The 12,686-nt window shown below is 42.9% G+C and carries 12 protein-coding genes and 1 riboswitch; of the genes, 3 read left to right on the plus strand and 9 right to left on the minus strand.

Annotation, left to right across the window (positions count from 1 at the left end; translation table 11 throughout):
• Positions 1-236: 236 nt before the first annotated feature.
• The 4 genes from NYE29_RS26540 to NYE29_RS26555 all read right to left on the minus strand — a co-directional run bounded on the left by NYE29_RS26540 (position 237) and on the right by NYE29_RS26555 (position 4,384).
• Positions 237-1,820, minus strand: a complete 1,584-nt coding sequence (locus NYE29_RS26540; RefSeq protein ID WP_076110876.1) for an alkaline phosphatase family protein — start codon at positions 1,818-1,820, stop codon at positions 237-239.
• 283 nt (positions 1,821-2,103) lie between these two features.
• Complete coding sequence (locus NYE29_RS26545) at positions 2,104-2,292, minus strand: hypothetical protein (protein ID WP_076110877.1); 189 nt, start codon at positions 2,290-2,292, stop codon at positions 2,104-2,106.
• 129 nt (positions 2,293-2,421) lie between these two features.
• Positions 2,422-3,843 (minus strand): flotillin family protein, encoded by a 1,422-nt coding sequence (locus NYE29_RS26550; RefSeq protein ID WP_340898126.1) that lies wholly within the window; start codon positions 3,841-3,843, stop codon positions 2,422-2,424.
• 22 nt (positions 3,844-3,865) lie between these two features.
• Complete coding sequence (locus NYE29_RS26555) at positions 3,866-4,384, minus strand: hypothetical protein (protein ID WP_340898127.1); 519 nt, start codon at positions 4,382-4,384, stop codon at positions 3,866-3,868.
• 185 nt (positions 4,385-4,569) lie between these two features.
• A riboswitch (cyclic di-AMP (ydaO/yuaA leader) is annotated at positions 4,570-4,757 on the minus strand.
• A gap of 318 nt (positions 4,758-5,075) precedes the next feature.
• Between NYE29_RS26555 and NYE29_RS26560 the strand changes: the two genes are divergently transcribed.
• The 3 genes from NYE29_RS26560 to NYE29_RS26570 are packed head-to-tail and all read left to right on the plus strand — an operon-like array spanning position 5,076 to position 8,753.
• Entirely contained in the window at positions 5,076-6,500 is a 1,425-nt protein-coding gene (locus NYE29_RS26560) for a spore germination protein (protein ID WP_340898128.1), read from the plus strand.
• Positions 6,501-6,522: 22 nt separating this feature from the next.
• Positions 6,523-7,617 carry a GerAB/ArcD/ProY family transporter gene (locus NYE29_RS26565; RefSeq protein ID WP_340898129.1) on the plus strand — a complete coding sequence of 365 codons (1,095 nt, stop codon included), beginning with the start codon at positions 6,523-6,525 and terminating at the stop codon, positions 7,615-7,617.
• Complete coding sequence (locus tag NYE29_RS26570; protein WP_340898130.1) at positions 7,614-8,753, plus strand: Ger(x)C family spore germination protein; 1,140 nt, start codon at positions 7,614-7,616, stop codon at positions 8,751-8,753. Before NYE29_RS26565 ends, NYE29_RS26570 begins: the two co-directional genes overlap by 4 nt.
• 45 nt (positions 8,754-8,798) lie before the next feature.
• Here the strand turns inward: NYE29_RS26570 and NYE29_RS26575 are convergent, their stop codons facing one another.
• The 5 genes from NYE29_RS26575 to NYE29_RS26595 all read right to left on the minus strand — a co-directional run bounded on the left by NYE29_RS26575 (position 8,799) and on the right by NYE29_RS26595 (position 12,554).
• The gene (locus tag NYE29_RS26575; protein ID WP_340898131.1) at positions 8,799-9,563 is read right to left on the minus strand and encodes an ABC transporter permease; all 765 of its coding nucleotides are present in this window, start codon (positions 9,561-9,563) and stop codon (positions 8,799-8,801) included.
• Entirely contained in the window at positions 9,560-10,309 is a 750-nt protein-coding gene (locus NYE29_RS26580; RefSeq protein ID WP_340898132.1) for an ABC transporter ATP-binding protein, read from the minus strand. The genes NYE29_RS26575 and NYE29_RS26580 overlap by 4 nt, the downstream gene beginning before the upstream one ends.
• A 58-nt stretch (positions 10,310-10,367) precedes the next feature.
• The gene (locus NYE29_RS26585; protein ID WP_340898133.1) at positions 10,368-11,105 is read right to left on the minus strand and encodes a hypothetical protein; all 738 of its coding nucleotides are present in this window, start codon (positions 11,103-11,105) and stop codon (positions 10,368-10,370) included.
• A gap of 11 nt (positions 11,106-11,116) precedes the next feature.
• On the minus strand, positions 11,117-11,908 hold the full coding sequence (locus tag NYE29_RS26590; RefSeq protein ID WP_076110884.1) for an SPL family radical SAM protein: 792 nt from the start codon (positions 11,906-11,908) through the stop codon (positions 11,117-11,119).
• A gap of 190 nt (positions 11,909-12,098) precedes the next feature.
• Complete coding sequence (locus NYE29_RS26595; RefSeq protein WP_340898136.1) at positions 12,099-12,554, minus strand: oxidoreductase; 456 nt, start codon at positions 12,552-12,554, stop codon at positions 12,099-12,101.
• Positions 12,555-12,686 lie beyond the last annotated feature (132 nt).

Genomic DNA, 12,686 nt, shown 5'->3' on the forward strand with positions numbered 1-12,686 from the left:
TTTTTACTCCATGCGTTATTTAACAAAAACTAGGGTTTTATTTGCCCCTGCCCCATTCATCCGTTACAAAAGTAACAAAGTATCCAACGTCAATTGAGATTCCGTCAACCGTTTCAAACATTTCAGCATAGTCAGCAGCAGCAGTCTTATAGTTTGAATTCTATTTTATCTTCGCCGCCCTCTTTGCTATTGCCGCCAATACATCTCCGATTTAATAAAATGGAAAGCATTAATCGCTACTTTGTTAGAAGCTTAAGCAGGAATGATTTTAAATCTATGATCCGCAAGTATTGCGGCTTTTGATCTGTTCCACTAAGGATAAGGGGAACCAGCGATTCCGCTTGTCCAAAAGAGCCGTGACCTCCACCTCCTTTGTGCGTCGGTGAGCTTATGTCTGCCAATTCATAACCTGGCTTTGCGGTGACAATCAAAAATTCTCCAGGGTGAGAATGTAAAGCTCCAGATAACCTCCTGAGCACATCAGGATACTCACCATATTGTAATGAATGATGTTGAGTATCTATTTTCAAATCTAACACCTCTACATCTTGCTCGACCGCCCATTTTTGTTGATAATCATCGATCAGTTTGCCATTGGCTTTAAATCTGAGCTTTTTGGAGGTTGCACCTTGAATTGCGTAGATCCACTCCTTTTCTTTCCATGAAATTACATCAATGCGAGGATCAGCTTTTAATAAATAGGCAATGTCTTTTAGCTTGTCCGCTTTAAGAGTATAGACATAGGCCATAGTTTCATTGACAGCGAGAATGATTTCAGTATCATCCGTTACTGACTCTTCCTGACGCAACACTTTATAGTCGTTGAAAAAGGTAGCCAAATCGATAACCGGGTTATCTTGGACAGGCAAGATTTTGGTCATCCCACTATCTCCAACAATAATAAAAACCGCCTTGTCCAAAGCTTCCTCCGGCGAACCAAAGCTTTGCAATAATGATTCGAGCTGTCTATCTACTTCCTTGACTCCTTTTAACTCTGAAGGACCCTTTTTATGAATTTTTTGATCCAAATCAGGTAGATAAACATACAAAAAATCCGGTAATTTATTTGCCTTTATTAGATATTGGGCGGTTTCAACGGAATGTTGATTGTTAAAACCGATGCGACGGGTTAAACCGTCAGGCAGTTTTTGAATGCCTTCAAGCGGATCTGACAATGAACCCAGCGTTAAAAAATCGGGGCCCTTTACAGGAATTGTTTTAGGTAATGAAGTAGGACCTTGAATCCAGAGAGGAATGGATAAAGTATGATCAACGGTGCCCCGGTATATCAAACCGTTAATACTGCCGGATTTCATCCCGCTTCGGGCCAAGTCTTCGTAAATGGTGGGCATGTTTCGGTTTAAGTGACGGTCGTTCAAGTTGACTAACGCATCAACCAATACACTGTCAGCACCAAGTTTGATGATCTCCATCGGTCCGGTACCATAATTGATAAGTTTTTTTTCCTTCGCCGAATACCATGTCAAACCAGGCACATGATGTACATCCGGATATGTTCCTGTAATCAGAGAACTGTCAATCGTCACTGACATGGTAGGAAAAGAACTGACAAGGTTTTTAAAATATTGGCCGTGTTTGATCAGAAATTGTATAGTGGGTAGTTGCTCTATGCCTTTATCAATTGCTTGAGCCATTAATGAATCGATCACCAGTAAAACGACTTTCTTTGTGTTTTCACCGTTTATGGATTTCACTCGGACTAAATCTTGTTCTTTATGTCTCAATTCCTGACTTTTGCATCCCGAAGTTACAATTAATATAAAGATCATCAGCAGAAATAGACTCTTTTTTTGTCGCATGAATGAAGATCACCAACCTATCCATAATGTGCGTATTATGTGTATGTTGTTCCATAAACAATCTTTTATACATAAGAAATTCCAGTTATATAGAATAAGAATGATTTATGATTAGACATCCATTAATGCGGAATAGTACCAAGTTTTGTCCTTTGCTCGGGACAAGAACTTGATACCTTAAAAAAACAAAAAAAGCCGCCAAGTTAGCGACTTTGAATGGTACTATGTTCTTGTCCTTCGACACGGACATTTTTACATTTCTCGGAGAAGATTTTTCTTCAGATCAATCACGTTTGTTCTCAACAGATTTCATACGGTTCTGATCGTCAGGCACCCGGTCAATACTGAATTCCTGGCCTGCTTCTAACTCACCATGGCCGCAAACACTTCGGGAGAAATTTGTGAACTGCCTTTTTTGCTCATCCATCTCGTGTTTTCGCTTAAGCAGCTCCTGCGGATCCTGATTTGTCATAATCTTAACCTCCTAGGAAATCAAAATAAGTCTCCAAACATGGAATCATGCTGTTTATTCGCACTACAGAAGTTTTCCATAATAGAGCGTTGCTTATGCAAGGAATTCAATATCCCAGCTTGTATAGAACTATTGCTCTTTATCCCGGCCGAGCAGCCCGCTGAGAGCCTCTGTCACGTTCATACCGGTAAGCGACTGCGTCAATTCAGGAATCTGGGCCATGATTTTGGCGATATCGCCGGTAATTTTGTTCACGCCGGAGGATGCTCCATCCTGGGAAATCACTGTAATCTTATCGACCTTGGCCAGCGGGGAAGCGATTTTGTCAGCCAGCTCTGGCAGAACCTTCAAGAATTCCACTATAAGTGCGGCTTGCGTGAACTGTTTGTACGCTTCAGCTTTCTTCTCCAGTGCCCCCGCTTCCGCCGCTCCGGCCAGTTGAACAATTTCTGCGTTGGCTTTCCCCTTCGCCAGCTCTGCTTCCGCTGTTGCCAGCCCCCGTTTGGTCATTGTGGCCGCCTCTGCTTCCGCCTCAAGAATTTTCCGCTGCTTGGCTGCTTCCGCTCTCATGATCGTAGCCTGGTTCTCCGCCTCAGCAGGCTTAATCACCGTTGCCTCCAGCTCCTTCTGTTTCAGCTCAACTTCGATTTCCCGGACGGTCCGGTTGGCCTCCGCTTCCATCTGCGTGATCTTGACCTGTTCGGTAACCAGCGACTGCTTGATTTTGTTCTGCTGCAACTCGTACGCAAGATCCGCTTGTGCTTTTTTCACTTCAGTCTCCAGTTTAAAGTCCGCCTGCTTAATGTTCAAATCCTTCTCGAACAGAGATTCCTTGGCGCGGGCGGCGGTTCCCGCTTCAATGGTGGCCTGATGCGCATTGGCTTTGGCAATGGAGGATTCTTTCTCTGCTTCGGCTTGCTTGATCTGAATGTCGCGTTCCGCTTCCGCCTTGGCGATGCTGGCATCGCGGCGGATGCGCTCAATTTCCGGAACTCCCATGTTGTCGATATACCCTTTGTCGTCAGTAATTTTCTTAATGGTGAAGCTGACCACCTCAAGCCCCATCTTGTCGAGGTCTTCCGAGCAGGTTTCCCGCATCTTGCTGTTGATTTCGTCAGGTGTCTTTAGAATGGATTCCACCGTTAATTGTCCGATCAAGCCGCGCAGATGGCCTTCCACCGAATGCAGGATAATCGTCTCGCGGTCTTCTTCCGGCCTGTCGATAAACTGCTCACTGGCAGTCAGAATAGCGGTAGGATCGCTTTTAATCTTAATTTGGGCAACCGCCTCTAGGTTGAGCTTGATGCCCTGCCGGGAGAACATCGCCTGCGCCGGGATGACATCGAAGCTCATCAGCATCATGGAGATGGTCTTATTGTTTTGGAAGCCGGGAATGACGAACGTCCCGCCACCCTGAACCACTCTTTTTCCGCCGAGGCCGAATACAATCATCGCCTGATTGGGCGGTACCTTTTTATAAGCGTTCACGATACTGAACAAAGCCAGCAGGATAACAACAACAATTGCCGAGATTAAATAAAGAATAACCATTCGGTTCGACACTCCCCGTTATTTATAATTGTTCGTTTTCCCTCTCGAAGAGGGTGACTACCGCCATTCCTTTATCCACCTTCAAAATAATCACCCTGTCACCCTTGACGAGCTGCTGGCCGGTTTCTGCCCGCACACCAATAGAACGCATCGTTCCATGCAGCACATATTTCATTTCTCCAACTGCTCCATCCACAGCTGAAATACTGATGTACCCGAGTTGTCCCGCCTGCTCATAATCCATTTTATTCATGCTACTGTCATACCGAGTCATCACCCGGGCCAACACCGCATACATCAGACAGCCCAGCAGCAAGGCAAGCACGGTGCAGATCAGCACCACTGCTAGCATATTCATTCCGCTGAACCGGGTAAGCACATAACCACTGCCGCCCCAAACCGTGACAAACACCATCAGAGGGAGTATGGGCATAAAGCCCGGACCACCAGCTTCGCCACCTCCCACATGAAGATGACCGGCCAGGCCATGCCCATGAAATCCGCCGCTGAGGAGAAGCAGCAATCCAACCCAGAAGCACACGATAAATACAGTAACGATAACAATCCCCCCTTGAAAGCAATTTAGATAGTGCCCAATGACTCTTATTATCGTTGTTATAGGATTTCTAAACACTTATACAGATCATCTTTCCTTTCTGCATGCGCAGCAAAAAGACCACAGAAGCGTCAGGGCTCTCCGTGGTCGGTTAATCGATCATGGCGCTCATCCTCTCTCTTCGAGGCTTACGGGGTTAGCTGACGGATTCGGGCAGCGAGATTGCCCTACCTTGTAAGAAGCGGCTTTTCAGCACGCAGCAAGGATTCACCCCAAGTGAGCGGCAGCTATCTGAGCAAAAGCCGCATTCACCATTGGTTCCCCCGTTCCCATTATCGGAATTCAGCCATTTGAGAACAGTTAAAATATATTCGGTTGTTGATTTGAATCTTACGCCTGTGACCATTTAATGTAAAACGTTGCGGATGGCAAAAGAAGCTTAAAATGCCACCACTTCACGAATGAAGGCGCATTCTTTGGTGTTGCTCTTAAGCGGTCGATGATTTGCTCATTTTTGCTCCGCTTCATGTCCTAGGAAAACAAAACAGAAACGTATGCTGCTCAACATCATCTGCCGTACTCATCTGTATCACACATTAAAGTTCCTGTCAGGAATATTCTGCAAATCATTCGGGAACGTTAAAAGCAAAATTAATCGAAAGTTGAGCGCCTTATTATGACTAACCAAACTCAGACCTCATTTCCTTCTGTAAATCAAAATTCCGATTACATCGAAGCCGCACTGTTCCATACAAGTGACCTCAAAAAAAGAAGCTTATCCTTTCAGGGAAAGGAAGGAATGGTCTTTTATCTGGACTCTCTCACTGATACGGAATTGATTGAACGAAACGTGATTGTTCCTTTTAGCCGTAATCAGGACAAAGACCTCTCTGAGCTTTTCACGACCCTTAGTTTCAATTTGGAAACACAACTAAACCAAGGCATTCAGGGACTTCTTGAAGGAAGCTGTCTTTATTTTTTAGAAGGAATGTCTGAATTTTATGTCCTCTTCACTCCTGCCAAATACGAACGAAGCATTAGCGAGCCTGAGAATGAAGGGGTTATTCGGGGAGCTCATAACGGTTTTATTGAACAAATGAAGGTTAACTTATACCTGATCCGGAAACAAATAGCATCCCCAAACCTTATTGTCCGCTACTTCACACTTGGGAAATTCGCCCCCAAACAGGTAGGCTTAGTATATATGGAGAACATCGCCAACCCAGAATTGATAAAAATTGTAGAATCAAGAATAAAGAAGATTTCGATCGATTGGGTAATCTCCACTGGCTTTATTCAGGAATTAACGGAGGATAACTCCTTCTCCATATTTCCACAACTAATAAATACGGAGCGTCCGGACCATACCTCATCCTATTTACTGGACGGATATGTCGCCATACTGCTGGATGGGGACCCTACAGCTCTGATTTTGCCGGCGAGCTTTTTCAGCTTTTATCAGACACCGGATGACTATAACAATCGATGGATGATCGCTTCTTTTGTCCGGTTTATCCGTCTGATCGGCTTTGTAACAGCATTTCAGTTGCCTGCGCTCTACATTGCCACCGTTTCTTTCCACTCCAATGTCCTTCCCTTGCAATTGTTCTTTTCGATTCAAGGTTTATTGACCCGGGTCCCTTTTCCTCCGCTAATTGAAGCGATGCTGCTTGAACTTATATTCGAATTGCTGCGGGAAGCAGGACTTCGTCTGCCCAGCCGTGTAGGTCAAACTATTGGGATTGTTGGGGGGTTGGTTATCGGGGATGCAATTGTTAAGGCAGGATTGGTTTCTTATTCGATGATCATTGTTGTAGCGTTGACTGCCATTGCATCTTTTCTTATCCCTTCCAACGAAATGAGCTCTGCTATCCGGTTTATGCGGTTTCCATTGATGATTGCTGCCTCATTATTCGGATATATTGGGATATCATTTGGGTTAACACTCATTTTCATACATTTATGCAAGCTAGAATCTTTTGGGCAACCCTACCTTAGACCCTTAAGTCCGTTAAATTTTCAAGGCCTGAAAGATACCTTCGTACGCTTTCCAATTTGGTCCATCCGAAAGAGTACAAGCAACCCAAAAACGGATAAATGATATACTTACAGGAGTTGATACGGTGGCTCAAAAAGAAAAAATGATAACGAGGGGACAACTCTTCCTTTTTATTATTCAAGCCCAAATTGGTGTTGGTATTCTGTCTCTTCCTAACAAACTTAACGAAACTGCCAAAGGTGGAGGTGGACTTTCTGTTTTAGTTGCAGGGGTTATTACCCAGCTTGTCATCATTCTTCTGTGGGTCCTGCTGAAGAAATTCCCCGGACTTAACCTATTCGGGATTTGCATAAAACTTGCAGGCCCGATTATTGGCAGTCTATTGATTATTCTGTACATCGGTTACTTTATTCTGCTGGGCTCCAATATTATGCTTAGTGCCGTTGAGGTGCTCCGGAGATGGATGCTGCAAACTACGCCAAGATGGGCTGTACTAGCTCTTTTTTCTATCATGACTATCTACCTCGCAAGAGAAAAGCTGACAGTATTGGCAAGATTCTATACGCTGGCTTCCGTGCTTTTTATTCCACTATTTTTATTTATCATCTATGGATTAACTCAAGCCCATCTGGATAATATGTTACCACTATTGGAAAAAGGCTTATGGAATATCGTAAAAGGAGCAAAGGAAACAACCATATCTATGTATGGTTTCGAATTAATGCTGATCATCTATCCGCTGTCTGAAGGTACAGATAAACAAAAATTGATATCGGTCAGTCTCTCCAACTTGTTTGTGACCCTGTTCTATTTCTTCGTGGTTTCTACCTGTCTGATGTTCTTTAACTCCGAGCAAATTAAAATGATTCCCGAACCGGTCATTTACTTAATGAAATCTCTAAGCTTTTTCATTGTAGACCGTGCAGATATCTTGTTTTTGCCGATCTGGACCATAACCCTTGTATGTTCTATCGTAAGCTATTGCTATGCAGCGTCCATTGGGCTCAGTGTTTTATTTAGACGAAAAAGCCATCGGAAATTCACTCCGTTTGTGAAGATCATTACATTTATGATCGCGCTTGCGCCAGTAACTTCTGTTGGTATTCATCTACTGGATACAGCCTCTACATATGCTGCCTATCTCTTTATTGGTGGGCTCCCGCTGGTAATGTTAATCATTTCTCTATTTGTAAAGAGAAAAGGAAGTGGCCTTGCGTGAGATGGCGCGTGAAATTAGGAACGGTTGCCCTGTCGGTACTGCTTATTCTTTTCCCCCTCAGCCTCACCGGATGCTGGGACCGGGAATATTTGAAAGACTTGCATCTGGCCTACAGTGTGGGGTTTGATCTAAGTGAAAATGGAATGATAAAAGAAACTGTGGAATTAATCATTCCACCTGATATTGAGCAAAAAGCCACTACGAACGAAATTCATACGAGTTATGGACATAACCTACGTAGTGCCAGCAATGAGATGCGTAATCGAGTGAGGGGAAACATAAGATTTCTTAAAAATGGTTTTCAATTACTCGGAAAGTCAGTGGCAGAGCAAGGCCTGTATTCTAAATTGGATGTGAACTTCAGGGACCCAACCAACCCGACATCCAACGTTAGGGTAATTATTGCGGAAGGAAATGCCTCTGACATTCTTGAACAAAAAATGGTTGGGGAATTAAAGATTGGCGATTTCGTTACACAAAAGATTGAAAGTCTTGAGGAAATGAGTGTATTCCCAAAAGAAACGTTAGATACCGTGTTCCGATTCCTGAAGGATCCTGGGCAGGACTTTGCACTTCCCTATATAGCTATAGAAGGCAATGAGATTATTACGAAAGGATTGGCCCTTTTTAATGATCAGTATTATAGTGGGATGCTGAACCCGGATCAGTCAATATTACTAGTCCTACTGAAGGGCCAAAAGGGGAAAAATGCGCGATTCACAAAGAAAATTGTTCTGGACTATCCGGATAATATACAAGAGTACATTACCATTAATGTAGGTTTAAAAAAAGTGAAACGGAAATTCAAGGTATCGGTTTCTGCCGACGAAAGTGTTGTTGTCAATTTGGAGTTAAAACTTCAAGCCATCGTAGAAGAGTTTCCCGGAGAGCATTCGCTAAAAGAGAAAGATCTTCAAAAAATAAATCAAGCGCTTTCGGAAATTCTCACAAAGGAAGCCGAATCGGTTGTGGAAGAAGTCCAAAAGGCTAACTGTGATATCTTTGGTGTGGGGAGAAAGCTTATTGCTTATCATCACAATGTCTGGAAGGAGAAAAATTGGTCTGAGGATTATCGCAAAGTGCAATTCCACCCTAAAGTGGAGGTTAAAATTGTAGATACCGGGATACTTGAGTAGAGATGTTCCCAACCTTCTAAGGTGAATATCCGCTAAGCTCATGAGCTAATATTTGCCGGCCCCCGGCAGCTGCAGACGTAGTCCGGCAGTGAAGAACAGCCGGTAAATAAGTACGCTAAGCAGTATGCTCGTAATGGCAGCAGATGATGTGAAAGAGAAGACGATGAGTATCTGATATCGCACGGCTATGACCGGATTGGCTCCAGCAATAATCATCCCGGTCATCATCCCGGGCAGTTGTACAAGCCCTACAGTCTTCATGCCGTCAATCGTAGGAATCATACTGAATTTCACTGCCCTGGCTCTGACGGTCTGCATTGCCTGCTGAGCGGTTGCACCCAGGGACAGCAGTGTTTCAATTTCCCCTTTATTCTGTTGAACCTCATGCTTAAACTGGTTAATGAATAGGCCGGAGACGACCATAGCACTTCCGATTGTCATTCCACTGATCGGAATAATATATTGCGGTGTAGCATCAATAATATTCAATCCGAGCAGTATTCCCATCATCATCAGCTCCGAGGCGGAAATAGCCACCGCAATCCTCCATACCAGCCCCGGCAGCCCTTTGCCTCGCTTGGCGGCATTAAATGAAGCAACACCAATCATAAAAAAAATGATTAAAATGACAAAGGCCATATGCTCCGCCTGAAAAATAAACTGCAGCACATAGCCTACAGCCAGTAGCTGAACGGCAGAACGGATCGTGCCTATGGCTATGTCCTTTTCCAACCCAAGCTTCTGCCAGATGGAGATCAGCATCGTTCCGATGACAAACAGCAGTGTAAAGCTAAGCGCGGTCAAGCTCATGAGTGCACTCCCCCTTCCGTACTCTGGATATATTTCCGGGCCAGTTCCGCTACCGGTTCCTTAAATAAGCAATCACTGCTATGATCCTGCAGGCTACCTTGACTCAAAATCCATGTTCTGCTGCTGATTCTGCGGGCCTGTTCCAGATCATGCGTTACCCATACGAAGGAGGTTCCTTCCTCCTGATGCCAATTTAGCAGCAGTGCTTCAACCTTCTGGGAGCTGTTCATATCCAGTGAAGCTGTGATTTCATCCAACAACAGTATCCGGGGACGGAGCAGCAATGAACGGAGCAGCGATATCCGCTGCTTCTCTCCGCCTGAGCAGTCTGCCGCTTTCTTCCCGAGATCCAGATAATCGAGACCGAGCTGCTCTATGAGCTGTGCGGCAAGAATCGAATCATAAGGAGTACCATGCAGCCGGCTGACCAGCCGTAAATTGTCCTCCACACTGCCTGGCAGCATTACCGCTTGCTGCGCTACATAAGTTACTGCCATGCGCCATTGCCGGGGATTTATATCCTTGAACGAGACACCTTCCACGATCAAATCGCCTTCATCGGGAGAGTCCAGCAGCGCCAGAATCCGCAGCAGCGTGCTTTTCCCTTGGCCTGAAGCACCTATGAGGGCAATCCGGTCCGGCTCCGGGAGTTGAGCAGAGATGTGTGAGAACAGATATCTAGATGCATGATTTCCAGTGTCCCAATGGTATTTGGACAGATTAGATATTTCGAATAATCCACTCAACGCGAATCCTCCCTTCCGCCAAAAAGCTTGGCCATAAGCAATTCATCTATTCTGTCATTTACATGTTCTCAATATTGAAATCTTTGAGTTTTATTAATTGTTTCTTCCCTCTATTTCCCCGCTCCGTCGTCATCTTCCCATCTTCATTTGTTTTCTTGATAATATAATCTCCAGTTAGTAAGTTATAATCTTGTTCATCTGCTTCTTCTTGAGTTGCATTTCCAGAAAAGTATTCTCCCATCGTCGCCCCGATCAAATACCATTCATTATCTTGAAATCTAAATCTATATTTGTTGTACCATCTCCAGTTACTTCCTCCATAATCACTAACGACAACAGATCCTCTATCAATTGAAAGAGATTCAAAAGGGTCTCCCCAAATGCCTCCTTCATCCGATTTTAAAATGACTTTGTCTGCAATTATTGATAACAAGTAGGAATCATTTGTTCCAAACGCTATTAGTAAGGACCGTTCAGGAGCCTCTTCTGTATTAGGTTGTAGTTGCTCAATTATCATTGCAACATCCGTAATTCCATCTTTATTTAAATCACCTTCTGTTGTAACAGGTTCATCATCTTGAATTAGTACTCTCCATCCAGATGGTATTAATGTATTAATATCCTTCGATGGTTTTTCTTCTACCTTCACTTCTTCTGAAAGTGGCTCATTGGTGTGGTTTGCTACCACATCGGATTTGGAAGAAGGAGGGTCACTGGAATTAACATTGCTACTATTACAAGCAGATAAAAGGGAAATATAAAAAAGTATTATTAGTACATAACCAATCGTTCTCATAAAGACTCCCCTTAGTCGGTTGAATTACTTGACTCGAATACAAACTTTACTCTCTCAGTTTTACCCCACTTTTCTTTAATATCTTCATAGTAAACATCCTTATTATTATAGATTATATCTTTGTAAGTCTTAATTAAATGAGGGTAATGATTGCCGATGAAACTTTCCAACCTTAGTGCTGGTCTAGTGTTTCGTTTTAATCTAACCTTATCTAAAAATACAGGAATGTCTTGATCTATTGCGCTAATCATTGAATCTATATCTGTAATACCAGGTAAAATCGGAGTAATAAATACCCATACAGTAATTCCCATTCGGTGTAACTGATTTGCTGTCTGTATATTACTCATAAGAGTATAATCATCGATTTCACTCAACTGTTGCAGGTTAGATAATCCTAAAAGTAAAGTGAATTTGTTCCCCATAGGTTTTATTACATCAATATCTCTAAAGATAAGTTTTGATCCGGCTTTAGTTGTAACCATACATTTCAAGTTTAACTTACTTAATTCAAGTAAACATTTTCTTGTTAATTGGTATTTCCGTTCTATCTCCATATAAGGATCACACTTACTACCCAAGTACACAGTATCTTCTTTGTTCCATTGAATAAGTTCTTTTTGCAAAACATCTGAAATATTAACTTTAACATTCAAGTCAGTATTCCAAGTCTCATCTTCTAATTGGAAACAATAGGGACATCCAATTGTACATCCATCATACGGGTCTATAATCGGTACTGTCCCCCCATCCGGGGGATATTCATAAGTCATTGCACTCTTAACAAATATTTCTTTAAGCATTTTTACCATCTCCATTCATCATCTTATAACAAGATGGTAAAGTAATTCCCAAAAAAAATATAGACTTATAATTGCTGATTTGCTATGATGTTGAATAAGGTCTTGAAAAAAAATGACATACGAATCCATGGGTCATATCTGATCTATGGTTTTTTTATGTTTTCGTTGATTTCAGCTATCGTACCTGCGTTCACGAATCCTTTTGAACCCCTGCAGTTCCGTATGTATTATTTATTGCACTTTCGTATTCAACCCACTTAAAATAAAAAGGTCCTATATGGATAGGTTTATTGTCAGGTTCCAGTTTGAAGTCCTGCCATATAACAAGATCTCCTTCTCTCTCGATAAAAACTGAAATAAAACCACACTCTTCATCACCGCACCAAGGACATACTAGAATTGGATATCTGTAGTATAAATATGGATGTGTTTGTTTTAGCAAAAAATAATCGATCATTTGTCTTTGATAACCTTCACTGCCCCAACCAAGAGACGGAACCATATCATACTTTTTAAGCATTTGATAAAGCGAACTACCATCAATTATTAGATCAGCAAATTTTGTGTTTTTATTTCCATCTTGTTCCGGATCAGAGTCATTGTATCGGCTTGAAGGATTTGTTTGTAAGTGGTTGATGTTTTTCATTTCTCCTCCTATAGTTCTTATAGAGATTTCACTCCCCCGAACTATCTTCTGGCAGACCAAGGGCCGTTGGCTATCGCTTCTTCGAGTCTTCTCCCCGACATGTCCTAAAACCATTTCTCCGCGTCTTGTTCA

The sequence above is a fragment of the Paenibacillus sp. FSL M7-1046 genome, assembly GCF_038007405.1.
Classification (GTDB): Bacteria; Bacillota; Bacilli; order Paenibacillales; family Paenibacillaceae; genus Paenibacillus_AQ.